23 protein-coding genes are annotated in these 23,009 nt (G+C 68.1%); 17 read left to right on the forward strand and 6 right to left on the reverse strand.

All coding sequences use genetic code 11. From position 1 onward, the window contains the following. Positions 1-38: 38 nt before the first annotated feature. The 8 genes from WK25_RS19310 to WK25_RS19345 all read left to right on the forward strand — a co-directional run bounded on the left by WK25_RS19310 (position 39) and on the right by WK25_RS19345 (position 5,118). On the forward strand, positions 39-506 hold the full coding sequence (locus WK25_RS19310; protein WP_069242400.1) for an MEKHLA domain-containing protein: 468 nt from the start codon (positions 39-41) through the stop codon (positions 504-506). Between the two features lie 187 nt (positions 507-693). Next, positions 694-1,008, forward strand: coding sequence for a DUF4148 domain-containing protein (locus WK25_RS19315; protein ID WP_038571989.1), 315 nt, complete (start codon positions 694-696; stop codon positions 1,006-1,008). A 382-nt stretch (positions 1,009-1,390) separates the two neighbouring features. After that, the gene (locus WK25_RS19320) at positions 1,391-2,197 is read left to right on the forward strand and encodes a transporter substrate-binding domain-containing protein (protein WP_069242401.1); all 807 of its coding nucleotides are present in this window, start codon (positions 1,391-1,393) and stop codon (positions 2,195-2,197) included. Between the two features lie 89 nt (positions 2,198-2,286). Beyond that, positions 2,287-2,973 carry an amino acid ABC transporter permease gene (locus tag WK25_RS19325; RefSeq protein WP_038571993.1) on the forward strand — a complete coding sequence of 229 codons (687 nt, stop codon included), beginning with the start codon at positions 2,287-2,289 and terminating at the stop codon, positions 2,971-2,973. Beyond that, entirely contained in the window at positions 2,970-3,620 is a 651-nt protein-coding gene (locus WK25_RS19330) for an amino acid ABC transporter permease (protein ID WP_038571996.1), read from the forward strand. Before WK25_RS19325 ends, WK25_RS19330 begins: the two co-directional genes overlap by 4 nt. Beyond that, positions 3,607-4,356 (forward strand): amino acid ABC transporter ATP-binding protein, encoded by a 750-nt coding sequence (locus WK25_RS19335; RefSeq protein ID WP_038571999.1) that lies wholly within the window; start codon positions 3,607-3,609, stop codon positions 4,354-4,356. Before WK25_RS19330 ends, WK25_RS19335 begins: the two co-directional genes overlap by 14 nt. 211 nt (positions 4,357-4,567) lie before the next feature. Then, positions 4,568-4,846, forward strand: coding sequence for a DUF4148 domain-containing protein (locus WK25_RS19340; RefSeq protein ID WP_038572001.1), 279 nt, complete (start codon positions 4,568-4,570; stop codon positions 4,844-4,846). Further along, positions 4,843-5,118 carry a hypothetical protein gene (locus WK25_RS19345; protein ID WP_069242402.1) on the forward strand — a complete coding sequence of 92 codons (276 nt, stop codon included), beginning with the start codon at positions 4,843-4,845 and terminating at the stop codon, positions 5,116-5,118. The genes WK25_RS19340 and WK25_RS19345 overlap by 4 nt, the downstream gene beginning before the upstream one ends. On the opposite strand, the gene WK25_RS19350 is transcribed toward WK25_RS19345, so the two are convergent. The 3 genes from WK25_RS19350 to WK25_RS19355 all read right to left on the reverse strand — a co-directional run bounded on the left by WK25_RS19350 (position 5,046) and on the right by WK25_RS19355 (position 7,199). Beyond that, positions 5,046-6,188 carry an FAD binding domain-containing protein gene (locus WK25_RS19350; protein ID WP_069242403.1) on the reverse strand — a complete coding sequence of 381 codons (1,143 nt, stop codon included), beginning with the start codon at positions 6,186-6,188 and terminating at the stop codon, positions 5,046-5,048. The genes WK25_RS19345 and WK25_RS19350 overlap by 73 nt on opposite strands. After that, positions 6,188-6,355, reverse strand: a complete 168-nt coding sequence (locus WK25_RS31350) for a hypothetical protein (RefSeq protein WP_156789060.1) — start codon at positions 6,353-6,355, stop codon at positions 6,188-6,190. Before WK25_RS31350 ends, WK25_RS19350 begins: the two co-directional genes overlap by 1 nt. Positions 6,356-6,485: 130 nt before the next feature. Continuing rightward, positions 6,486-7,199, reverse strand: a complete 714-nt coding sequence (locus tag WK25_RS19355) for a TetR/AcrR family transcriptional regulator (protein WP_038572008.1) — start codon at positions 7,197-7,199, stop codon at positions 6,486-6,488. 227 nt (positions 7,200-7,426) lie between these two features. On the opposite strand from WK25_RS19355, the gene WK25_RS19360 reads away from it, so the two are divergent. Together WK25_RS19360 and WK25_RS19365 are read left to right on the forward strand one after the other, a co-directional pair. Beyond that, on the forward strand, positions 7,427-7,663 hold the full coding sequence (locus tag WK25_RS19360) for a DUF1427 family protein (RefSeq protein ID WP_069242404.1): 237 nt from the start codon (positions 7,427-7,429) through the stop codon (positions 7,661-7,663). Next, positions 7,645-8,382 carry a YoaK family protein gene (locus WK25_RS19365; RefSeq protein WP_069242405.1) on the forward strand — a complete coding sequence of 246 codons (738 nt, stop codon included), beginning with the start codon at positions 7,645-7,647 and terminating at the stop codon, positions 8,380-8,382. The genes WK25_RS19360 and WK25_RS19365 overlap by 19 nt, the downstream gene beginning before the upstream one ends. A 695-nt stretch (positions 8,383-9,077) precedes the next feature. Here the strand turns inward: WK25_RS19365 and WK25_RS19370 are convergent. Next, entirely contained in the window at positions 9,078-9,356 is a 279-nt protein-coding gene (locus WK25_RS19370; protein ID WP_038572012.1) for a XapX domain-containing protein, read from the reverse strand. Between the two features lie 306 nt (positions 9,357-9,662). Between WK25_RS19370 and WK25_RS19375 the strand changes: the two genes are divergently transcribed. The 5 genes from WK25_RS19375 to WK25_RS19395 all read left to right on the forward strand — a co-directional run bounded on the left by WK25_RS19375 (position 9,663) and on the right by WK25_RS19395 (position 15,319). Beyond that, entirely contained in the window at positions 9,663-10,349 is a 687-nt protein-coding gene (locus tag WK25_RS19375; protein WP_038572014.1) for a hydrolase, read from the forward strand. Positions 10,350-10,519: 170 nt separating this feature from the next. Next, positions 10,520-10,687 carry a DUF1427 family protein gene (locus WK25_RS19380; protein WP_034185508.1) on the forward strand — a complete coding sequence of 56 codons (168 nt, stop codon included), beginning with the start codon at positions 10,520-10,522 and terminating at the stop codon, positions 10,685-10,687. 19 nt (positions 10,688-10,706) lie between these two features. Continuing rightward, complete coding sequence (locus tag WK25_RS19385; protein ID WP_069242406.1) at positions 10,707-12,596, forward strand: amidohydrolase; 1,890 nt, start codon at positions 10,707-10,709, stop codon at positions 12,594-12,596. Positions 12,597-12,890: 294 nt separating this feature from the next. After that, positions 12,891-13,844 (forward strand): glyoxalase, encoded by a 954-nt coding sequence (locus WK25_RS19390; protein WP_038572019.1) that lies wholly within the window; start codon positions 12,891-12,893, stop codon positions 13,842-13,844. Between the two features lie 14 nt (positions 13,845-13,858). Continuing rightward, on the forward strand, positions 13,859-15,319 hold the full coding sequence (locus WK25_RS19395; RefSeq protein WP_069242487.1) for an alginate export family protein: 1,461 nt from the start codon (positions 13,859-13,861) through the stop codon (positions 15,317-15,319). A 22-nt stretch (positions 15,320-15,341) separates the two neighbouring features. Here the strand turns inward: WK25_RS19395 and WK25_RS19400 are convergent, their stop codons facing one another. Both WK25_RS19400 and WK25_RS19405 read right to left on the reverse strand, forming a co-directional pair. Beyond that, the gene (locus WK25_RS19400) at positions 15,342-16,247 is read right to left on the reverse strand and encodes a LysR family transcriptional regulator (RefSeq protein ID WP_069242407.1); all 906 of its coding nucleotides are present in this window, start codon (positions 16,245-16,247) and stop codon (positions 15,342-15,344) included. 207 nt (positions 16,248-16,454) lie between these two features. After that, the gene (locus tag WK25_RS19405) at positions 16,455-17,375 is read right to left on the reverse strand and encodes a helix-turn-helix domain-containing protein (protein ID WP_069242408.1); all 921 of its coding nucleotides are present in this window, start codon (positions 17,373-17,375) and stop codon (positions 16,455-16,457) included. Between the two features lie 418 nt (positions 17,376-17,793). Here WK25_RS19405 and WK25_RS19410 point away from each other — a divergent pair, with 418 nt between their 5' ends. Together WK25_RS19410 and WK25_RS19415 are read left to right on the forward strand one after the other, a co-directional pair. Beyond that, complete coding sequence (locus tag WK25_RS19410; RefSeq protein WP_069242409.1) at positions 17,794-20,946, forward strand: ATP-binding protein; 3,153 nt, start codon at positions 17,794-17,796, stop codon at positions 20,944-20,946. Between the two features lie 144 nt (positions 20,947-21,090). After that, the gene (locus tag WK25_RS19415) at positions 21,091-22,992 is read left to right on the forward strand and encodes an amidohydrolase (protein WP_069242410.1); all 1,902 of its coding nucleotides are present in this window, start codon (positions 21,091-21,093) and stop codon (positions 22,990-22,992) included. The last annotated feature ends 17 nt before the right edge of the window (positions 22,993-23,009 follow it).

Genomic DNA, 23,009 nt, shown 5'->3' on the forward strand with positions numbered 1-23,009 from the left:
CACCGTCGCGTATCTCGCCGATTTCAGGAGCTGGGCCGATGTCGTTGTCCACCGATGCAAACTTCTTCCGCCTTCTTGCCGATTCCTACCGCCGGCTTGTGAACCGCCCGCTCGTTCCCGACGGCATGAGCCCATCCGAAGGCGCGGCGTGGCTGTACGAAAGTGCGCCGTTCGGCGTCCTTGCGCACGATACGTCGGCCGATCCGGTATTCGTGTACGGCAACAAGCGCGCGCAGGCGATTTTCGGATACGACTGGAATGAATTGACGGCATTGCCGTCCCGGCTGTCGGCGCAGCCAATGGAGCGGCACGAGCGCCAGGTGTTTCTCGACAAGGTGATGCGGGACGGTTTCGTATCCGAATACCGCGGCGTGCGGGTGACAAAGTCCGGCAAGCGCTTCCGCATCGAGCGCGCGACCGTGTGGCAGCTCACGGACGCAGACGGAACCGTGCACGGCCAGGCCGCGATGATTCCGGAAGCGAGGCCGCTCGACGCGTCCGAATGAACGCGACGATCGACCGGCATGGCGGTGTATCCGGCGAGCCGGCCGGATAACAAAACCGTAATCGAAGCCTCACCTTCAGGAAAGCGCGCGAATCGCAGAATGGACTCAACTCCTCATCGCATCGATGCGGAGCGGATGTCCGGCCTGATCTGCGGACGCAAACATGCCATCTTGTGAGGTGAACATCATGAACAACCTGATTCGTGCAGTCCTGCTGTCATGTGCGCTGAGCGCACCGATCGCCGCATTTGCGCAAACCGCCGACCATGCGGTTACGCGTGCCGATGTGCGCGCCGATCTCGTCCGGGTCGAGAAGGCGGGCTATCGTCCGGCCGGCAGCGATCCGTACTATCCCGACGACATCCAGGCCGCGGAAGCGAAGGTCGCCGCGCAGCAATCGCAATCGGCCGCCGCACGGCCCGGCATCGCAGCCAACGCCGCCACGCCGTCGTTTGCATCGCTCGCGTCGCTCGACACGCAGCAGCTGTACGAGCATCACTGAGCGCGGTTCGCGACCGCCGCCCGCGGCCGGACGGCGGCTCGCCCAACGGCGTACATGCCGCAGCCAGTCAGCCTTGATCCGCGTCGAACTCACGACCGGAATGCGAATTTGAACCGGTCCCCGTTCGCATCCGCGCATCGGAAGGGGCGGCGCCGGATGAACCAGCCAGTTAATTTGGTGCGCCGGCGCGCGCTGCGAGGGCAACCGCTAACGCCGGCCCCGGCGCACGCACCGAAATGGGGAATGCGGTTCCCGGGAGTTTTCGTCCGGGCGCCGTGCCGCACGCGTTTCACCGCAATGGCCCGGTTCTTGCTGGAGTGATCCCGGCCGCGCAATCGTTGCGCGCTGCCCGAAGACGACACCCAGACAAGGAAGATTCACCGTGAGCCCGACGACCCGACCGTTCCTCCGACGCAGCTGGCTGGCTGCGTTGCTCGCTGCACCCGTGATGGCGCTGCTTGCCGCCGCGCCGGCCCATGCCGACGCGCTCGACACCATCGCGAAAAGCGGCACGCTGCGCGTCGCGGTGCCCGAGGACTATCCGCCTTTCGGCTCGGTCGGCACGGACATGCAGCCGCAAGGCTACGACATCGACATGGCCGGAGTGCTCGCCAAGGCGCTCGGCGTCAAGCTGAAGCTGGTGCCCGTGAACAGCGCGAACCGGATTCCGTACCTGACGACCAACAAGGTCGACATGGTGATCTCGTCGCTCGGCAAGACGCCGGAGCGCGAGAAAGTCATCGATTTCTCGACCGCGTACGCACCGTATTTCCAGGGCGTGTTCGGGCCGTCCGACGTGAAGGTGAGCACGCCCGCCGATCTGACCGGCAAGACGGTCGGCGCGACGCGCGGCGCGCTCGAGGAGATCGCGCTGTCGCAACTCGCGCCGAATGCGACGATCAAGCGCTTCGAGGACAACAACGCGACGATCCAGGCGTTCCTGTCGGGACAAGTGCAATTGATCGCGGCCGGCAACATCGTTGCGGCGGCGATTCTTGCGAAGAATCCGCCGCGCCGCCCCGAGGTCAAGTTCGTGATCAAGAATTCGCCGTGCTTCGTCGGCGTCAACAAGAACGAACCGCGCCTGCTCGCGAAGATCGACGATGCGATCGCCCATGCGAAGCAGGACGGCACGCTCGGCGAAATGTCGCGAAAGTGGCTCGGCCAGCCGTTGCCGGCCGGGCTGTGACGTATCGCGGCGCTGCCTGACACGTCGCCGCGGCCCGCATGCCGGGCGCGGCGCGTGTCGTTGTCCGACTCTGAATTTATCCGCTTCCCATGAGCTACCAGCTTCAATTCGGCGAACTTGCCGATTACGCCGGCGTGTTCGCGAGCGGCGCGGCGATCACGCTCGCGCTGACCGCGGTCGCGACCGTGCTCGGCGTGGCGCTCGGCGTGCTCGGTGCGGCCGCGTACAGCGCCGACGCGCGCGCGGCCGTGCGCGTGCGCCCGCTGATCGGCGCATACGTCGAGGCGATTCGCAACACGCCGTTCGTCGTCCAGCTGTTTTTCATCTTCTTCGGCTTGCCGGCGCTCGGCGTGCACATCGGCGAATACACGGCCGCGATCCTCGCGATGACGCTCAATCTCGGCGCGTACTCGGTCGAGATCGTGCGCGCGGGCGTGGCCGCCGTGCCGAAGGGGCATCTGGAAGCGGCGTCCGCGCTGGCGATGTCCCGCGCGCAGATGCTGCGTCACGTCGTGCTGCCGCAGGCGCTCGCGAAGGTGTTTCCCGCGCTGTCGAGCCAGATCGTGATCACGATGCTCGGTTCGGCGGTCGTGTCGCAGATCTCGGTGGCCGACCTGACCTATGCGGCCGGCTACATCCAGTCGCGCAACTTCCGCGCGTTCGAAACGTATTTCGTGATCACGCTCGCGTATCTGGCGATGGCGCTGCTGCTGCGCGCCACGCTCGGCGCGATGGGGCGCCGCCTGTTTTCCCGCCGTGTGCGAGGTGCGCGATGACCGATTTCACGTTCGCTCAGATTCTGTCGAACCTGCTGCTGGCCGCGCGCTGGACGATCGTGCTGTCGCTCGTGTCGTTCGTGACGGGCGGCCTTGTCGGGCTCGGGCTGCTCGTGATGCGCGTATCGAGCTCGAAGGTGCTGCGCGGCGCCGCGAAGCTCTATATCGAAGTGTTCCAGGGCACGCCTTTGCTGATGCAGCTGTTCATCGTGTTCTTCGGCCTGCCGCTCGTCGGGCTCGACGTTTCGCCGTGGGTCGCGGCCACTGCCGGGCTCACGTTCTTCACCAGCGCGTATCTTGCCGAGATCTGGCGCGGCTGCGTCGACGCGGTGCCGAAAGGGCAATGGGAAGCGTCGGCGAGCCTCGCGATGAGTTATGTCGAGCAGCTGCGGCACGTGATCCTGCCGCAGGCCGCGCGCATCGCGATCGCGCCGACCGTCGGCTTCGGCGTGCAGGCCGTGAAGGATACGGCGCTGGTGTCGATCATCGGTTTCACCGAGCTGACGAAGGCCGGCATCGCGATCTCGAACGCGACGTTCCGGCCGTTCGTCGTGTACGGCCTTGTCGCGCTGATCTATTTCGCGCTCTGTTATCCGCTTACCCGTTATGCGCGCACGTTGCAAAGGAGATGGCATGCCGCTCGTTGAAACCCGTGGTCTCGAAAAGAACTTCGGCACCCATCACGTGCTCAAGGGCATCGATTTCTCCGTCGAGCGCGGGCAGGTCGTGTCGATCATCGGCCGCAGCGGATCGGGCAAGAGCACGCTGCTGCGTACGCTCAACGGGCTCGAGAGCATCGACGCGGGCACGATCTCGATCGACGGCGAACGCGTCGATGCGCGGCACGCGGACTTGCGTGCGCTGCGGCTGAAGGTCGGCATGGTGTTCCAGCAATACAACCTGTTTCCGCATCTGAGCGCCGGACAGAACGTAATGCTCGCGCAGTCGGTGGTGAAGAAGGCACACCGTCAGCAGGCGCGCGCGATCGCGGAGCTGATGCTCGAGCGCGTCGGCCTCGGCGACAAGTTCGACGCGCTGCCGGAACAGCTGTCGGGCGGTCAGCAGCAGCGCGTCGCAATCGCGCGCGCACTCGCGATGAAACCGAGCGTGCTGCTGTGCGATGAAATCACGTCCGCGCTCGATCCCGAGCTCGTCGGCGAGGTGCTGGGCGTCGTCGAGCAACTTGCGCGCGAGGACATGACGCTGATCATGGTCACCCACGAGATGAACTTCGCGCGTGCGGTGAGCGACCGGATCGTGTTCATGCATCAGGGGCGCGTGTGGGAGAGCGGAACGGCCGACGAGATCTTCGAGCGGCCGCAGACGGTCGAGCTGACGCGGTTTCTGGGCAGCATACGCAATACGGAAGCCGTGGCGCGCTGAGCGATCCTGGCGCCGGGCCTGCGCGCGGCGCCGCGTTCGGCGCAACGGGGCGCGATGCGCGCACGATCAGATGACAAGACCGTAATCGGAGCCTCACCTTCGGGAAAGCGTGCGAATCGCAGAATGGACGCAACTCTTCATCGCATCGATGCGGAGCGGATGTCCGGCCTGATCTGCGGACGCGAACATGCCATCTTGAGAGGTGAACGTCATGAACAAGCTGATTCGTGCAGCATTGCTGTCCTGTGCGCTGAGCGCGCCGATCGTCGCATTTGCGCAAACCGCCGACCATGCGCTCACGCGCGCCGACGTGATCGCCGATCTGGTTCAGGCGCAGCGCGACGGCACCGTGCCGACGTCGAACTGGGATTATCCGCCGAGCGCGCAGACGGTCGCTCGCAATCGTGCGCTGTACGCGATCGCACATGGCGAGCGGGATACGGCGATGGCAGCGACGTCGGCTGCCGTGTCGACTGCGAGCGCGCAATGAACGCGGTCCGTGTATCGACACGCGTGACGGCGCTGGCGATCGTCGCGTGGCTGGCGGCAGTCGCGGCTCCGGCCCCCGCTTTTGCGCGCGGCCAGCCGCTGCTGCCCGATGACGACGGCGGGCGAGCCAGCGTGCTGCGCGCGCTCGATCCCGGCTTCGACGCGGATCGCCCCGTGGTCGCCGCCCGACCGACGCTCGCTCATGCGGTGCCCATCAGCCGCGCGCCGAGCGCGATCCCGCGCGCGGACAACAGCGCGCCGGCCGCCCGCTGACGGGCTTCCCAGCTCGCCAGCGCAGCGTCGAATGCAGTGCCGCGTGCGACGTCGCGCAATGCCTCGGCGAGGCCGACCGCGTTGTCGGCCGCCTTCGCGACGCCCGCCGCAGTGTGCGGACGCACGATGCACGCGGCGTCGCCGAGCAGCACTGCGCGGCCGAACGCCATGCGTGCGGCCGCCAGGTCGAGGATCGCCTGCGCGAACGGTGCGGTTGTCGCGTCGACGAGCGCGGCGAGCGTCGGCGCGAGCATTCGGTCGCCGGCATCCACGAGTTCCGCACGGTTGTCGTCGCGCATCGCGCCGGGCGGCAGCGAGCCTTCGCGCTGCGTGCCGTCGCGCGCAACGAACAGCGACGGTAGCCGGTCGGCAGCGAGCCGCCGATACCACACCCAGTTCACGCGCCGCTTGCCCGGTTCGACCGTACCGTTTACGCCGGGCACCAGATAGGTCAGAAACAGATGACGATCGCCTTGCTGGAACGTGAACCGGTCGCGCAGCAGATACAGCACCTGTTCGGGCAGCGCCTGTTCGTCGACGAGCCCGCGCCATGCGACATAGCCCGCATACGTCGGCCGCGCGTCCGGCAGCAATTGCGCGCGCACGGTTGAACGTCCGCCGTCCGCGCCGATCAACAGGTCGGCCGTCTCGGTCCGGCCGCTCGCGAAGTGCGCGACGACGTGCTCGCCGTCCTGTTCGAGCCGCTCGAATGCGTCGCCCGCGTGTACGATTCCGGCAGGCAGCGCGCGCTTGAGCGCTGTGTAGACCACGTTCCATCCTGTCTGCGTTTGCGGCATCGCGATGCGTTGCACGATCCGATCCTGCGCATCGACGTAGATGCGGTCGACCGAATCCACGCCGGCTTCGCGCGGCAGCGGTACGCCGCCGAACGCGAACGCGCGCTCGATCGGAGGCTGCAGCACGATGCCGCCGCCGCGGCTGTCGAGTTCGTGCGGCGATTGCTCGAATACGCTGACGCGCCAGCCGGCCGCGCGCAGCGCGGTCGCCGCGAACAGCCCGCCGACCGAGCCGCCGACGATGACGGCCTGGCGGCCCGATTCGCGTTCCATCAGTTGTTCCCCCGCTGAGGCGGAATCCGGCGGCGCCGCGCGAAACCGGTCTCGCGACGGCCGTGCGTCAGCACGACGCCGGCACGTTCGCCGGCATCGCGGACGTGCCGGCAGATGCCGTTCGCCGTAACGGTGTGGTGGTTGAGGGCGCGCGTGTCGGTCGTCATGAGCGAATCCCGGTTCGGTGCGGACGGTGCGCCGTGACGCGACAGCCCGATGATTCGCCCAGCATAGGGCAAGCAACGCACGCCGCGGTTGAATCGTTCTGAAGCAGCATGAGCGCTCCCGCGCCGCGGGTCACCCGCGGCGGCGCTTCGCGGGGGCGTCGGCCGCGACGCGCTGCAGCGCGGCCGGCGTGCCGTTCAGGAACGCATCGATCTGCCGTTCGATTTCGGCGTCGAGATCGTCGGGCACCGGCAGCCCGTACACCCACTTGCGCACGCCGAGATAGAAGATGCTCGCGTGCAGGCTCCACACGAGTTCGATTTCCGCGTTGCGCTGCGTTTCAGACGAGGGCGTCGCGATGTCGTATTCGTGCCGGAGTTCACGCAGCACCGGCAGGAATACGCGTTCGCGCAGCCGTGACAGATAGCGCGTGTTGAAGCCTTCGCGGCTCAGGCCCGCGAAGATGAACGTGCGGATCCATTCTCGCCGCAGGATCGTCTGCGCATACGACCGGTAGAACGCGACGAGCCGCTGCTGCAGCGGCACCGAGCGGTCGGCAATCAGTTTTTCCCAGTCGGGATTCCACGTGTAGACCTCGTCGTATACGCGGTCGATCAGCGCCTCCTTGCTTGGAAAATACCGATAGAGCAGCGGCTGAGTGACGCCGATCTGCCGCGCGAGCTCGCGCGTGCTCCCGGAAAATCCGTGGGTCGCGAAGTGCTCGACCGCCTTTTCGACAATCTGGCGCTCGCGCGCTTCCGGCGTAAGGCGGCGGCCCGGCGTACCGGCCGGCTCGCCGGCGGTCGTCCCGCGCGTGCGGGGCGTTTTGCGCTTGGTTTCGGTCATGCATCGGCTCCTGAATGCCGTCCATTCTGCACTTATCGATCGAAAAATAGCAACGTGCATCAGCGCGGGGCCGGACGCGCCGGCGCGTGCCGCGCCGCATCCGCGTTCAGAAAAATTCAGCTCGCCGCCATGACTTTCAGGCCGGCATTCCCTAGTCTTGCCCCAAACCGCCGCATGAGGCCGAAGCCCTTCGGCCGGCCCGGCCCGCGGTGCAACCGGAACGAACCATGCCTTACCTGATTTCGCCGCGAGCCGACACCGCAGTCGGTCTCCTGCCTCCACTCGTGCGCGTGCCATCGCCCGCGCCGTCGCTGACCGCGCTCGCGCGCCTGCTCGGCATCGTCGTCGGCGGGCGTGCGATCCCGCTCGCACGGGCGCAGCTGAGCCGGCTCGCCGCGCAGGTCCGCGATGCGGACGCAGTCGACAAAACCGTGGAGGCAATGACATGCAGCCCGCGCAAGTAACGGCAGCGGGCGCCGCGGCCCCCGATCACCTGCGCGGCGAGGATGTGTTCCTCGCATCGATCGCCGGCTATGTCGACACGCTCGGCTTCGTCGCGCTGTTCGGGCTCTTCACCGCACATGTCACCGGCAACTTCATCCTGATCGGCTCCGGCCTCGCGGGCGTCGGTCAGGGTCTCATGATCAAGTGGCTCGCGTTTCCGGCATTCATCGCGGGAATCGTCGCCGCCCGGATCCTCGATCACAGGATGCGCGTGCGCGGACATGGCCCGCGCGCTCGCTCGCTGTACGCGCTGCAGACGATCCTGCTCGCCGGATTCATGCTCGCGGGCATCGCGGCGTCGCCGATCGGCAGCGCCGATGCGCCCGCGACGATCGTCTGCGGGCTGCTCGGGGCGGCGGCAATGGGCGTGCAGAACGCGCACGGCCGGCTGACCGCGCGCGCCGTCGTCGCGAACACCGTGATGACCGGCAACGTCACGCAGGCGGTCATCGATGCGTTCGACTGGCTCGTGCCGATCGCCGCGCCGGCCGAGCGGGAGGCCGCCCGCGCGCGGCTGCGTCGCATGCTGCCGCCGATTGCCGGCTTCGCGCTCGGCGCGGGCGCCGGGGCGAGCGCGTATTTGTACGCCGCGTTCTGGGCGCTCGCGCTGCCGGTCGCGATGCTCGCTTTCCTTACCTGGCGCTCGGGACGCACCGGCGAGGCGCCCACGTCGCGCTGAACGCCGATAACGCACGCGGCGTCGGCTGCGTGCGCCACACACGGGTGCGGCGAGGCCGCCCCGTTCCTTCATTCGTTCAACGCCGGCTTCACGCATGGCTTGATTTGGGTCGGCATGCGGGATTGCCCGCTGCTTCTTCAACCCGATGAGGGCTTCCTTGCCGATGGAGATGGCGGTCGGCGCGCGGCGCTTCGTGTCCGCGCGCGACGGCCCGAGCGTGCGGCTGGCATGCGATGCCCTGTGGGCCGATAACTAAATCGGCAATCGACGCCGCGCGCCCCGAACACGCACGCATCGTTCAGCGCGCATTCCAGCTGCCGCCGCGCACTTCGGTGGAGAGTCGTGGTAGCGCGGCCATTTCAAGATCGTACAGCGCGCGGACGTATGGCTACATCATGTCGAACGGCAGTATCTCCGCGATGCAGACGCGGACCCCGGTTTCCCGATCTCGCTGCGCGCCTGCGCGCGCTGTGCCTTCCGTCAAGCTGTTCGCCAGCCTGAAGAAGACGGCGATCGTTCTCGGCGATGACGCTGTCCGCGCGCGCGAGCTTTGCTCTGCTACGGCAAGAGCATCCCGCAGCGTCGGACCGTTGAGCGCCGCCGAATCCCGTTCACAGCGGTTCAGCGTCCGACGCGCCGCGACGCGCACGCATGCGCGCCGACGGTCGCCGCCGCATTCGCTCGACGCGTGCCTGTCACGTCGGCGTCGATTCGCCGCGCTTCGCGGAAGCGTCGGCGTGCGCACCGGGCAGCGCGCCGAACATGTGCTGGCTGCATTTCGCGTCGCGCCATGCGGTGCCCAGCCGGATTCCGTCGAACATCCGCCGCACCACCGGAAGAATCTGTTCGCCGGCCAGAATGCCGAGCAGGCCGACCAGGGCGACGGCCGGCGGCGCCGGCGATTGCACGCCGATCAGCGCATATACGACGCCGGCGAGGATGCCGGCGAAAAGCGAAGCAGTGTACGGTTTCATGGGTTTTAAATGGAATGACGACCGTTAAAAATATGAATAAATACCGGTCTGGCGTGGATATGAAAGTCTCGGACCAGCCTAGCAGGTCTGCGCGTCCGGCGTTAGCTTATTCAATGGAATTCAGATCTTTTCAGCTTGAATTTCGACGGCGTTGAAAATCAGAACAATTAATTGGTGTGGTCGCGAATTAGCGTATTGAATGATGCGGGCCGGCTGCCGACTCTTCCGACACAGCGCATCAAGCGCCGGGGGGATGCGTCGGTCAGGCGAGCCTCATTTTTCTCCGCGTCAAAGGACATCACCACCATGAGCAATCCGAAGCTTGAAGTACTTACCCCGCAGAACAGCCAGCTGATCTTCATCGACCAGCAGCCGCAAATGGCGTTCGGCGTGCAGTCGATCGATCGTCAGACGCTGAAGAACAACGTCGTCGGGCTCGCCAAGGCCGCGAAGGTCTTCAACATCCCGACCACGATCACGACGGTCGAAAGCGACAGCTTCTCGGGCCATACCTATCCGGAACTGCTCGACGTGTTCCCGAACCAGAAGACGCTCGAACGCACGTCGATGAACTCGTGGGACGACCAGAAGGTGCGCGACGCGCTGGCCGCGAACGGCCGCAAGAAGGTCGTCGTGTCGGGCCTGTGGACCGAAGTCTGCAATACGACGTTCGCGCTGTGCGCGATGCTCGAAGGCGACTACGAAATCTACATGGTCGCCGACGCGTCGGGCGGCACGTCGCAGGCCGCGCATGACATCGCGATGCAGCGCATGGTGCAGGCCGGCGTGGTGCCGGTTACGTGGCAGCAGGTTCTGCTCGAATGGCAGCGCGACTGGGCTCGCCGCGAGACGTACGACGCCGTGATGGCGATCGCCAAGGAGCATTCGGGCGCGTACGGGATGGGCGTCGACTACGCATACACGATGGTCCACAAGGCGGCGCCGCGCACGGCGACGCCGCACGAGTCGATTCCGCCGGTTCCGGCGAAGTAAGCGCAGACGGCCAGCAACCGTCGATGCCGGTGCGGCGGGTTCGATACGGACCCGCCGCGTTTGGCGCCATTGCCGCGGGCGGCGGACTTGACCGAGACGCGAATGCCGCCCGCGGCGCGCCGACCGGAACACTGCCCTGAGCATTTGAAATTGTCCGGGAGATTTATTGCATGGAACCGTATCTGGTTTCCCTTGGTGCGGGCGTGCTGATCGGTGTGATTTACAGCGCCATCAAGGTTCGCTCTCCCGCACCACCGTTGATTGCGCTGGTCGGGTTGCTCGGCATGCTGATTGGCGTGCAAGCCTTGCCAACCGTCAAACAACTCTTTGGCTTCTGATCGATAACAGGTAATGCATATGACCGCAACCGTGACCCAACCGGATCTGATCCTGCATAACGGACGATTCACGACGCTCGACCGCGCGAACCCCGTCGCAACCGCGGTCGCGATTGCCGCCGGGCGCTTCGTCGCCGTCGGCAGCGAAGCGGAGGTGATGCCGCTCGCGGGCCGCACGACGAAGGTCGTCGATCTCGGCGGCCGCGGCGTGCTGCCCGGTCTGATCGACAACCACTGCCACGTGATTCGCGGCGGCCTGAACTACAACATGGAGCTGCGCTGGGACGGCGTGCCCTCGCTCGCCGTCGCGATGGAGATGCTGAAGCAGCAGGTCGCGATCACGCCGGCGCCGCAGTGGGTGCGCGTGGTCGGCGGCTTCACCGAGCATCAGTTCGTGGAGAAACGGCTGCCGACGATCGGCGAGCTCAATGCGGTTGCACCCGACACGCCGGTGTTCATCCTGCACCTGTACGATCGCGCGCTGCTGAATGCGGCCGCGCTGCGCGTGGTCGGCTATACGAAGGACACGCCCGAGCCGCCGGGCGGGACAATCCTTCGCGATGCCGCAGGCAACCCGACCGGCCTGCTGCTCGCGAATCCGAACGCGACGATCCTTTACGCGACGCTCGCGAAGGGGCCGAAGCTGCCGTTCGAGTATCAGTACAACTCGACGCGCCACTTCATGCGCGAGCTGAACCGGCTCGGCGTGACCGGCGTGATCGACGCGGGCGGCGGCTCGCAGAATTACCCCGACGATTACGAAGTGATCCGCAAGCTGCACGATGCGGGCGAGATGACGATCCGGATCGCATACAACCTGTTCACGCAGAAGCCGAACGCGGAGAAGGAAGACTTCGTGAACTGGACGAAGAGCGTCAAGTATCACGACGGCACCGATTACTTCCGCAATAACGGCGCGGGCGAGATGCTGGCGTTTTCGGCGGCCGACTTCGAAGACTTCCGCGTCGCGCGTCCGGATCTGCCCGAGCAGATGGAGGACGATCTGGAAGGCGTCGTGCGCGTGCTCGCGGAAAACCGCTGGCCGTGGCGCATGCACGCGACGTATGACGAAACCATCAGCCGCGCGCTCGACGTGTTCGAGAAGGTCAACGAGGACATCCCGCTTGAAGGGCTGAACTGGTTCTTCGATCACGCGGAAACGATCACCGAGAAGTCGATGGACCGGATCGCCGCGCTCGGCGGCGGCGTCGCGGTGCAGCACCGGATGGCCTACCAGGGCGAGTACTTCGTCGAGCGCTACGGCGCGCAGGCCGCGGAGGCGACGCCGCCGGTCGCGAAGATGCTCGGCAAGGGGCTGAAGGTATCGGCCGGCACCGACGCGACGCGCGTCGCGTCGTACAACCCGTGGGTGTCGCTTGCATGGCTGGTGACGGGGAAGACGGTCGGCGGGATGCGCATGTATCCGCAGCGCAACCTGCTGGATCGCGAAACCGCGCTGCGGATGTGGACCGAGTACGTCACGTGGTTTTCGAACGAGGAAGGCAAGAAAGGACGGATCGCGGTCGGGCAGCTTGCCGACCTGATGGTCCCGGATCGCGACTTCTTCACATGTGCGGAGGACGATATCGCCGGCACGACGGCGTTGCTGACGGTGGTCGGCGGGAAGATCGTGTGGGGTGCGGGGCCGTTCGAGCCGCACGACGCGCCGATTCCGCCCGCGATGCCGGACTGGTCGCCGGTGCGCGCATACGGCGGCTATGGCGGCTGGGGCGCGACGCAGCGTAACGGTGCACCGCTGCAACGCGCGGCGGCCGCCGCGATGTGCGGCTGCGCCAATGCATGCAACGTTCACCAGCATGCGCACGCGAGCGCTTGGGCAAGCGCGCTGCCGACGTCGGACGCGAAGGGCTTCTGGGGCGCGTTCGGCTGTTCGTGCTGGGCCGTCTGACATGACGGCGCGTACCGCCTACGGCAACCCGGCGTGGATTCGTGCGCTGCTGTCGCAGGCATGCGCGCTCCGGAACGACGCCATGGCCGGATGCCAGTCGGCAAACTGATCCGGCCGGCGTAACCCGAATGCGATATGCAGCCGCACCTGCCGAGCGGGAAGCCACGCACGCGCTTGCGGTGCTCGCGCTTCTCGCCTGCTGTACAGGCCGCCCGACCCCGTGGCCTGCATCCCGCTGAATCCGAATCCGCGCGCGGCGCCGAGCCGCGCGCGTCACCATCAAGGAGAAAATCAATGAGTTCACTGAACCTGCGCCACCTGCTGCGCATGACCGCCGCGTCGTCAGCCGTGCTCGCCGCACTGCTGGCCGGCGCGCCGGTGCTCGCCGACGAAACCCACCTCGACGACATCGCGGCGCCGGCTGCCGCGGCGCGTTTTCCCGCGGTCGCGGTCGGCCCGCAGTACGACACCACCCACGTGTGCGTCGCGCCGGAAGACTTCGATCGCTTCACCGACAGCTTCGTCGCGACGTTCGGCGGCAAGAAGTCGAAGCAGGGCGTGTTCCAGGTCACGCCGACGCCGAGCCAGACGATGTCGCAACTCGTGCTGACGCCGGTCGGCACGATCTCGGTGTTCGGCTTCAAGACGCCGATTCCGTATCCGTTCTGCGCGGAGCGCACCGGCTATCTCGTCACCGACATGGACGTCGCGGTGAAGTCGGCGCGCGCGCACGGCGCCGACGTGGTCGTCGCGACGTTTCCCGATCCGATCGGCCGCGACGCGATCGTCCGCTGGCCGGGCGGCGTGAACATGCAGCTGTACTGGCACACGCAGGCGCCGAACTACGACCCGCTGCAGACGGTGCCGGAGAACCGCGTGTACGTGTCGCCGGAAACCGCGGGCAAGCTCGCGCGCAACTTCGCCGCGTTCTCGCACGGCAAGATCGTGTCCGACGTGCGTCATGCGCCGGGTATCGAGATCGGCCGGCCGAACGACACGTATCGCCGGATCCGGATCGAATCGGCCTTCGGCAAGATGACCGTGCTCGCGACGGACGGGCACCTGCCGTACCCGTTCGGCCGCGAGATGACCGGCTACGAAGTGGCCGACCTCGGCGCGACGCTGAAGCAGGCCGAAGCGGCCGGCGTAACCGTGCTCGTGCCGCCGTTCACGTCGGACGGCCGCGACGCGGCACTCGTGCAGTTCCCCGGCGGCTACGTCGCCGAGATTCACGCACGGTCGAAATGACGGTGCGCCGGCCGATGAAGCGATCGTTGCGCCGCGCGCTGTCGTGCGTGGTGCTCGCGGGCGGTGCGGCGTCGCACACGGGCACGGCCTCCGCCGCCGACGCGGGGGCGGTGCCGGCCGGCGAGGCGCCCGCCCCGGCTGCCGCCGCGGCGGCGTGCACCGCGAAACGTCCGACCGTGCTGTTCAACCGCTGGCAGGAGGACTGGTCGGCGCTCGCGAATCCATGCTTGCCGCGCAAGCCGTTCGACTCGCTCAAGTACGTGCCGCTCGGCGACGATCCGTCGACCTACCTGTCGCTCGGCGCGAACCTGCGCGAGCGCTTCGAGCTGAACAACGCGCCGCTGTTCGGCCTTGGCGCCGCGCATGACGACAACTACGTGATCCAGCGCGCGAACGTGCATGCGGACCTGCGCTATCGCGGCCGTCTTCAGGCGTTCGTGCAGTTCGTCGATGCGAGGCCGTTCGGCAAGGATACGGTCGGTGCGGTCGACAAGGATCAGCTCGACCTCGAGCAGGCGTTCGTCGCGTATGTCGATCAGCTGGGGCCCGGCACCTTCAAGACGCGGATCGGCCGCCAGGAAATGGCGTTCGACTTGCAGCGTTTCGTGTCGGTGCGCGACGGTCCGAACGTGCGGCAGGCCTTCGACGCGCTGTGGGCCGATTACGAAATCGGCAAATGGCGCTTGATCGGCTACGTGACGCGCCCGGTGCAGTATCGCGACGCCGCCGCGTTCGACGACGCGTCGAACCGGCATCTGCGCTTCGATGGCGTGCGCGTGGAGCGCAACGGCACGGGACCCGGCGATCTGTCCGCGTACTGGTCGCGCTACACGCGCGACAACGCGCGCTATCCGGATGCATCGGGCGCCGAGCGGCGCGACGTGTTCGACATGCGTTACGCGGGCAAGGCCGACGGGCTCGACTGGGACGTCGAGGCGATGGTGCAGACGGGCCGCGTCGGTCAGGACACGATCGGCGCATGGGCGTTCGGCGCGCTCGGCGGCTATACGTTCGCGAAAACGCCCGGCACGCCGCGCATCGGCATTCAGGTCGACGGCGCGTCGGGCGACGCGCATCCGGGCGACCGGCGCGTCGGCACGTTCAATCCGATGTTTCCGAACGGCTATTACTTCACGCTCGCCGGTTATACCGGCTACAGCAACCTGATCCACGTGAAGCCGTCGCTGACGTTCAAGCCGGCCAGCTCGGTGACGGTGCTCACTGCGGTCGGCTTCCAGTGGCGTCAGACGACGGCCGACGCGATCTACGGGCAGGGGATGTCGGCGGTGCCCGGCACGGCCGGCAAGGGTAGCGCGTGGACCGGCATGTACGCGCAGGCGCGCGTGGACTGGCTCGTGGACGCGAACGTCGCGCTCGCGATCGAAGCCGTGCACTTCCAGCTCGGCTCGTCGATCCGTGCGCTCGGCGCGCGCAATGCCGACTACGTCGGGATGGAAGCGAAGTTCGGCTGGTGACGGGCGGCGGGCGCACCGCCCGTCACGGCTGCGCGCGCGCGAGCGATTCGACGAAGTCGACGAACGCGGTCACGCGCTTCGAGCCGCGCTGGTTCGGCAGATACAGCGCGGTGATCACCGCGCGCGCGGAGCCGGGCGTCACGTCGTACTGCTCGAACAGCCGCTGCAGGCGGCCGGCTTCGATGTCCGCGCCGACCAGCCAGTCGGGCAGCAGCGCGATGCCGGCGCCATCGAGCGCGGCCGCACGCAGCACCTCGCTGTGATTCGATTTCAGGCGCCCGGCGACGATCACCTGCATCGAGCGTTGCGTGTCGGCGAACGTCCACGCCTGCTGCTCGATCCCGAAGTGAAAGCGCAGGCACGCGTGATCGATCAGCTCGCCCGGCGTCGCGGGCGTGCCGTGCGTGTCGAGGTAGGCGCGGCTCGCGACCACGTAGCGGCGGAAGGTGCCGAGCGGCCGTGCGATGACGTCGGCCGTCGGCGCGGCGTCGCCGAGCCGGATTGCAACGTCGATCCGCGCGGTCACGAGATCGACGCGCTCGTCGGTCAGCTGCAGGTCGACGTCGAGCTTCGGATGGCGTGCGACGAACGCGGCGATGTGCGGCGCGATGCGGCGCAGGCCGTACGCGACCGGCACCGACACGCGCAGCGGTCCGGACGGCTCGTCGCCCCGATCGGCGACGAGCGCGTCGGCGTCGGCCAGTTCCTCGAGCACGCGTTTCGCACGCGCATAGTAGACGGCGCCGGCATCGGACAGCGTCACCTGTCGCGTCGTGCGGTTCAGCAGCACGGTGCCGAGCGATGCCTCGAGCGAATCCACCGCGCGCACCACCGACGACGCAGCGAGATCCAGACGCCGCCCGGCGCTGGAAAAGCCGCCGGCTTCCGCCACTTCGACGAATGCGCGCAGCGCGGAGAATTTGTCCATCGAGTCGCCCTTGTGCGTGTCGCAACGTCGCGTTGCATTCCGCTCGCATTCTAGCGGCGGGCGGCGCGTTCGCGACGCTTGCACGCCGCGTCTTCAGCACGATTCAGACGAACGGTTCAGATTGCGACCGCGTGTCATGCGACGCCGGCCGTCGTGCCGCGCGACGCAATGGGGATGACGGCACGGCGGCGCGCGCCGTGCCGAGGGTCAGCGCGAGCGTGCGCGCCGCCACGCGCCGGGAGGATGGCCGACGATCCGCGCGAACACGCGGTTCAGATGGCTTTGGTCGGCGAAACCGCATGCGACCGCGATGTCGGCGAGCGTCATGTCGGAGGTCTCGATCAGCTCGCGTGCGCGCATCACGCGCTGCTCGAGCAGCCACTGGTGCGGCGTGCTGCCGGTAGTGCGCGAGAACGCGCGGATGAAGTAGCCGCGCGACAGCTCGCATTCGTTCGCCACTTCCTCGATCGACACGCCGAGGTCCGCCTTTTCCATCAGCAGTTCCTTCGCGCGCGCCATTTTCGCCGGCGACAGCACGCCCTTGCGGTCGAGCTCGGTCGTGCGCGCGTTGCCGTAGCGGCGCACGAGGTGCGTGCCGATCGCGAGCCCGACCTGCTCGATGAACAGCGCGTTCAGCGGCCCCGGTGTGTCGAGGCTGTTCGCGACCGCGTGCGCGAGATGGCCGAGCACCGGATCGCGCGTGTCGGGCCGGCACGTGAGGCCGCCGACCGAATTGCCGCCGTGCTCGGGGCCCACGCGTTCCAGATACGCGTGCGGCAGCTCGACCAGCACGAAGTCGAAGCTGCCGTAGAGGTCGGCGCGGAACTGACGCGAAAAATCGCGAATGTAGATCGAGTGAGGCTGGAAGCGGCGCTCGCTCGCGCCTGAGCGCCCATACAGCGTGCGGCGGTGACCGCCGTTCAGCGACACGCCGACGAGGAAGCCGCGGTCGCACGCGGGCATGTCGATATGCTCGACATGCGCGTCGCGCATGCACTTGCGGTGGAGTTTCAGGCCGCCGGACGCCGTCTCGACATCCTTCGACAGGAGGCTCGACACGCAGCCGAGCGTGTCTTTCGGCAACGGCGCGGGCGGTTTCGCAGTCGCTGCGATGATGGAGTCTGACATGGAAATTTCCCGGCGAGGGACTCGGAGCGCGACAGGACGAGTCCAGTTTAAATCGGTGCGCGTACGTTCAAAATCAATTTGCATAAACGTCAGCTTTCTTTCCTGACGAAATGCTTTCAATGCCGGCGCGCAAGGGGGCGTGCATACCGCCCCGCAGGCTTGCGCAGCCTGTACGCGGGCCGCACGGCGAAGTATAGCGCCCCTATTCTTGCGCGCGGGTGAACGGAACGATCCCGTGCACGGGGCCAAGCGCGGTGCAGTGCATTTTCCTCCAAGATTTTCGCGGAGCGCGCGTCTACACTCGAGCCAAATTTGGACATTATTCCGTTCGGCGCCGCAGCGCGCCGGGCTTGAACTTTCCCGCCTGCCGAACTGCCGCGTCCGGCGGGCGCCCATCCCGAGGTACCCGGAGGCGGCCATGATCCAGATCGGAACTTTGTCGGTGGATTTCGAACAGCGCGACATTCGTCGTCATGGCGCGTCGTTGCGCATCGGCGCACGCGCGCTCGATATTCTCGAAGTCCTGCACCGCGCGAGCGGTTCGGTCGTGTCGAAAGACGACATCATGGACGCAGTCTGGCCTGGCCTGATCGTCGAGGAAAACCGCCTGCAGGTGCACGTCGCGACGCTGCGCAAGGCGCTCGGCGCGAGCCGCGATCTGATCAAGACGGTGCCGGGCCGCGGCTATCTGCTGGTTGCGAGCGCGTCGTCGATGCCCGTGCCTGCGCCCGTGGCCGAAACCACGGCCGCCGCGCAGGTGTCGGACGAGACCGGGGTGCCGCCCGCGCCGGCGCCGGCGCCGCTCGTCGGCCGCAACGCCGAAATCGCCCAGATCGTCGACATGCTGGCACGCACGCCGGTCGTGACGCTGGTCGGCGCCGGCGGTATCGGCAAGACGAGCCTCGCCGTGCACGTCGCCCACGACGTGCGCCGCCGGTCGTGCGAACGCGTGCTGTTCGTCGAACTGGCCCGCGCATCGACACGCGACGACGTGCTGGCGGCGATTGCCGCCGAACTCGGTCTCGACACGCAGTGCGTGCCCGACATCGAGCACATCGGCGCGGCATTCGCGACGTCGCGCTGCCTGCTCGTGCTCGACAACGCCGAGCACATCGTCGATCTCGTCGCGACCCTGGTCGAAGCGCTCACGTCGTGCGCCGCGCCGCTGCGCGTGCTGGTGACGAGCCGCGAGCCGCTGCACATTTCGGTCGAAGCGGTGCTGCGCATGAGTCCGCTCGCGGTGCCGGACGGCGATGCGTCCGCCGATGAAATCGTCCGCTGTTCCGCCGTCGAGCTGTTCCTGGAACGCGTGCGCGCGGCCGCACCGGCTTGTCTGGTCGACGACGACGGCGTGCGGCTCGTCGCGGACATCTGCCGGCGCCTGGACGGGCTGCCGCTCGCGATCGAGCTCGCGGCCGCGCGCGTGGCGACGCTCGGGCTCGCGATCGTCGCGTCGCGCCTCGACGACCGGCTCAACCTGCTGACGGGCGGCCTGCGCTCGGCGCTGCCGCGCCACCAGACGCTACGCGCGACGTTCGACTGGAGCTACGTGCTGCTCGATCCGGCCGCCCGCGCGCTGTTCCGGCGGATGGGGTGCTTCATCGGCCCGTTCACGTTCGATGCGGCCCGCGCGGTCGCGACCGAGCCCGACACGTCGCCGGCCGACATGATCGCCGTGCTCGGCGAACTGGTCGCAAAGTCGCTGGTGACCGTCGAATTCCACGGCGCGTATGCGCGTTACCGGCTGACCGAATCGACGCGTGCTTACGCGCTGGAAAAGCTGCACAACGAGGGGGAATTCGAGCACATCGCCGCGCGCCACGCGCAGTACGAGCGCGAACAGGCGCAGGCACGCGGCGCTGCGGTTGCGGTGTCGAACGCGGCTGAGGCGGCAGATGTGGAGCGGGTCGATATGCCGGCAGACGATATGCGGCTGGTCGATGCTCAAGCGGCAGATGCACACGTGGCCGATGCGCAACCGGTAGATGCGCAACCGGTAGATGCGCAACCGGTAGCTGCACAACCGGTAGATGCGGAACCGGTAGATGCGCAACCCCTAGATATGCAACCGGCAGACGTACGACCGGCAGATGCTCAACCGACCGAGGCTTGCCCCGACGTTCTTCAGCCGCTCGAATCACCCGCCCAAACTGCAACCGAACCCGCGGCCGCCGCCGCGCCCGCCGGCGTGCCCGACTCCGACCTGCTCGAGCGCGCGCTGCTGGAGCCGGCGCGGATGCGCGAATGCACGACGCGGGCGCGCCAGCTGCTCGACCGGCTCGACACGGGCACGGCCGATCCGGTCGAAGCCGCGCGCGAGATGCGGCTGCGGGCGGCCTGTGCATCGGCGCTGCTGCATACCGACGGCGACGCGCTCGCCGCCGCCGCGATGTGGGACCGCACGCGCGGCCTTGCCGCGCACATCGGCGACGAAGCATTCGACGCGCGTGCGCTGGTCGGGTTGTGGAACACGATGCTGACGTTGTCCGACATCCACGAATCGCTGCGCTACGCGACCCGCTTCGAGCGTGCGGCCGAGCGGCGCGGCGACCGATCGCAGCGACTGCTCGCGAACGCGATGGTCGCGACGTCGCTGCATTACTTCGGCGAACATGCGCAGGCGCGCGAGCGGCTGGAGGCGGCGACGGCCGAACTCGCGGATGCAGGCGAGCCGCCGTGCGCGCAGGCCGCGCTCGGCGTCGACATGACGACGCTCGCGCGCACGATGCTCACGCGGCTCGTCTGGATGCAGGGCGACCCGGACGAAGCGATGCGCATCGCCGCGCACGCAGTCGACAGCGCGCGCCGCGGCCCGTCGGCGCTCGCGCTGTGCGTCGTGCTCGGCGCGGCCGCCGTGCCGATCGCACTGCGCTACGGCGACCACGACATCACGTCCGACTACCTCGCGACGCTGCGCGAGACCGCCGACGCGCACGGTTTCGACATCTGGCGCAGTCACGCCGAATGCCTGACCGGCCAGTTCGACATCCAGGCCGGTCATCCCGGCGCGGGCCTCGCGCGGCTCGAGCCCGCGTTGCGGCGGGTCGAGGCGAGCGGATTCCGGCGGCTGCTCGCGCCGCTGAACGTCGCGTACGCGGAAGGGCTCGTGCGCACCGGCCGCGCGGCTGAGGCGCGCGCGCGGCTCGACGGGACGCTCGCACGCTGCCGTGCGCACGGCGAGCATCTGTTCGTCCCCGAGCTGTTGCGCGTAAGAGGGATCGCGATGCTCGAACAGGCGCGTACCGCCACCGCCGATTTCGCGGTCGCGTACGAGGCCGACGGCCATCGTCATCTGCAGATGGCGATCCAGACCGCAAACGCGCAGGGTGCGGCGATGTGGGCGCTCCGCAGCGCGCTGGACCTTGCCGATCATCTGATCGAGCGCGGGCGCACCGCGCACGCCTCGACGCTGGTGGCCGGCGTCGCGCGATACTTCGATCCGGATTCGCGCGCGCACGATGTGCGCCGCCTGCTGCGCGTGCAGAATTTCGTCCGTCCGGACGCGCCCGCCGCGCCGCACCGGACGCTCGCGCGCCACGACACCGCCGACGCGGCGCAGCAGGCGGCATAACGATGCGCGAATACGGTGCGGCAGCGCGGCTGCGCAATCGCGGCATGCGCTTGGATGCGGACCTGACGCCCACGTTCGCACGTGTGCCGATGCGGCGCACGGGCCGCGCGACGCCGCGCGCATCCATGCACGGGAGGACCGGCGGTGCTTAGCGCGACGCAACCCGCGCGCTCGGCGGACCTCGTCGTCTTCAACGGCAAGATCGCAACTCAGGACGACCAGCGCTCGTTCGTCAGCGCGCTTGCCGTGAAAGACGGGCGCATCGTCGCGACCGGCGACGATCGCGACATGCTGCGCCATGCGCACGACGCGACGCTGTGCATCGACCTGAACGGCCGCACCGCGATTCCGGGGCTGATAGACGCGCACCTGCAGGCGATACGCGGCGCCATGGACTTCAACCTCGAGCTGCGCTGGGACGGCGTGCCGTCGCTCGCCGAAGCACTCGACCTGCTGGGCCGGCAGGTGCGGCGTACGCCCGCGCCGCAGTGGGCGCGCGTGGCGGGCGGCTGGACCGCGTTGCAGTTCGCGGAAAAGCGCGGCCCGACGGCCGCCGAGCTGAACGCGATCGCGCCCGATACGCCGGTGTTCGTCCAGCATCTGTCCGACACCGCGTGGCTGAATGCGGCCGCGTTGCGCGCGCTCGGCTACGGCCGCGACACGCCGGACCCGCCGGGCGGCGAACTGCGGCGCGACCGTCATGGGCGGCCAACCGGCCTGCTCCTTGCGCGTACGGATCCGGCGGTGTTCTCAGCGGCGCTGGCGCGCGCGCCGACGCTCGACGCTGCCGACCGGCTCAACTCGACGCGGCATTTCATGCATGCACTGAACCGCGTCGGCGTGACGAGCGCGATCGACGCCGGCTGCGACGGCCTCGCGTATCCGGACGACTACGCGGCCGTCATGGCGCTTGCGCAGCGCGGCGAGCTGACGCTGCGCATCGCATACAACCTCGGCGCTCGGCACGCCGGCCGCGAACTCGACGACTTCGCGCAGTGGATCGCGCTGACGGCGCCCGGCGACGGCGACGCGTTCCTGCGCGCGAACGGCGCTGGCGAGCGGCTGCTGTTCTCGGCGGTCGATCTCGGCAATTTCCTGGAGCCGCGCGCCGAACTGAGCGCAGCGCTAGAAGCAGGATTGGCGGCCGTCGTGCGCCTGCTGGTGCGTCATCGCTGGCCGTTCCGGATGCATGCGACGTACGACGAATCGATCGGCCGCTTCCTGAACGTGTTCGAAGCCGTGAACCGCGAGCTGCCGTTCGGCGGACTGCGCTGGTGCTTCGACCGGTGCGAGACCATTTCGGATGCGAACATCGCGCGCGTCGCGGCGCTCGGCGGCGGCGTGACCGTTCAGCCGCGCATGGCGTTCCAGGGCGAGGCGTTCATCGCGCGCCACGGCGCCGCTGCGGCTACTCGCGCGCCGCCGATCCGCGCGATGCTCGCGGCCGGGCTGCCGGTCGGCGTGGGCTCCGGCGCGATGGGCGCGGGCAGCTACAACCCGTTCGTCGCGCTGTACTGGATGGTGTCGGGCCGCAGCGTCGGCGGCACCGCGCTGTATCCGGCGCGCAACCGGCTCGGCCGGATGGAGGCGCTGCGCCGCTACACGGTCGGCAGTGCGTGGTTTTCAGCGGACGAACACCGCAAGGGCGCGCTCGTGCCCGGCCGGTATGCGGACTTCGCGGTGCTGAGCGACGACTACTTCACGATCGACGCGCGGCTGATCCCGCAGTTGTCGTCGGTGCTGACGGTCGTCGACGGCAAGGTCGTGCATGCGGAGCAGGAGTTCTCGCCGCTCGCGCCGCCGCCGTTGCCGCCCGTCAGCCCCGCGTGGTCGCCGGTTGCCGAAACCGGCGGCGTGCGTGCGACCGGCGCCGACGCGCGCGACGGTTCGCGCGCAGCCGGAGCCGCTGCCGCATGCGCGGACGCCGGCAACGATGCATGCCGCGCGCGCGGCCGCGAGCGCCGCTTCGCGCGGCTGCGCTACCCGACGGCGAGTGCGGCGACAGACGGTTGCGTTGCATTCGGTCGCCGTTGCATCGCGTACTAGCCGGTGTGCGGCGGCGC

The organism is Burkholderia latens (assembly GCF_001718795.1).
GTDB classification, from domain to species: domain Bacteria; phylum Pseudomonadota; class Gammaproteobacteria; order Burkholderiales; family Burkholderiaceae; genus Burkholderia; species Burkholderia latens_A.

Bases quoted from the DNA above. Each gene is read 5' to 3' on its own strand.
- WK25_RS19310 (WP_069242400.1), top strand. From the start codon at position 39: ATGTCGTTGTCCACCGATGCAAACTTCTTCCGCCTTCTTGCCGATTCC.
- WK25_RS19340 (WP_038572001.1), top strand. From the start codon at position 4,568: ATGAACAAGCTGATTCGTGCAGCATTGCTGTCCTGTGCGCTGAGCGCG.
- WK25_RS19335 (WP_038571999.1), top strand. From the start codon at position 3,607: ATGCCGCTCGTTGAAACCCGTGGTCTCGAAAAGAACTTCGGCACCCAT.
- WK25_RS19365 (WP_069242405.1), top strand. From the start codon at position 7,645: ATGCAGCCCGCGCAAGTAACGGCAGCGGGCGCCGCGGCCCCCGATCAC.
- WK25_RS19325 (WP_038571993.1), top strand. From the start codon at position 2,287: ATGAGCTACCAGCTTCAATTCGGCGAACTTGCCGATTACGCCGGCGTG.
- WK25_RS19360 (WP_069242404.1), top strand. From the start codon at position 7,427: ATGCCTTACCTGATTTCGCCGCGAGCCGACACCGCAGTCGGTCTCCTG.
- WK25_RS19330 (WP_038571996.1), top strand. From the start codon at position 2,970: ATGACCGATTTCACGTTCGCTCAGATTCTGTCGAACCTGCTGCTGGCC.
- WK25_RS19355 (WP_038572008.1), bottom strand. From the start codon at position 7,199: ATGACCGAAACCAAGCGCAAAACGCCCCGCACGCGCGGGACGACCGCC.
- WK25_RS31350 (WP_156789060.1), bottom strand. From the start codon at position 6,355: ATGACGACCGACACGCGCGCCCTCAACCACCACACCGTTACGGCGAAC.
- WK25_RS19375 (WP_038572014.1), top strand. From the start codon at position 9,663: ATGAGCAATCCGAAGCTTGAAGTACTTACCCCGCAGAACAGCCAGCTG.
- WK25_RS19390 (WP_038572019.1), top strand. From the start codon at position 12,891: ATGAGTTCACTGAACCTGCGCCACCTGCTGCGCATGACCGCCGCGTCG.
- WK25_RS19370 (WP_038572012.1), bottom strand. From the start codon at position 9,356: ATGAAACCGTACACTGCTTCGCTTTTCGCCGGCATCCTCGCCGGCGTC.
- WK25_RS19405 (WP_069242408.1), bottom strand. From the start codon at position 17,375: ATGTCAGACTCCATCATCGCAGCGACTGCGAAACCGCCCGCGCCGTTG.
- WK25_RS19385 (WP_069242406.1), top strand. From the start codon at position 10,707: ATGACCGCAACCGTGACCCAACCGGATCTGATCCTGCATAACGGACGA.
- WK25_RS19350 (WP_069242403.1), bottom strand. From the start codon at position 6,188: ATGGAACGCGAATCGGGCCGCCAGGCCGTCATCGTCGGCGGCTCGGTC.
- WK25_RS19410 (WP_069242409.1), top strand. From the start codon at position 17,794: ATGATCCAGATCGGAACTTTGTCGGTGGATTTCGAACAGCGCGACATT.
- WK25_RS19395 (WP_069242487.1), top strand. From the start codon at position 13,859: ATGAAGCGATCGTTGCGCCGCGCGCTGTCGTGCGTGGTGCTCGCGGGC.
- WK25_RS19315 (WP_038571989.1), top strand. From the start codon at position 694: ATGAACAACCTGATTCGTGCAGTCCTGCTGTCATGTGCGCTGAGCGCA.
- WK25_RS19345 (WP_069242402.1), top strand. From the start codon at position 4,843: ATGAACGCGGTCCGTGTATCGACACGCGTGACGGCGCTGGCGATCGTC.
- WK25_RS19380 (WP_034185508.1), top strand. From the start codon at position 10,520: ATGGAACCGTATCTGGTTTCCCTTGGTGCGGGCGTGCTGATCGGTGTG.
- WK25_RS19400 (WP_069242407.1), bottom strand. From the start codon at position 16,247: ATGGACAAATTCTCCGCGCTGCGCGCATTCGTCGAAGTGGCGGAAGCC.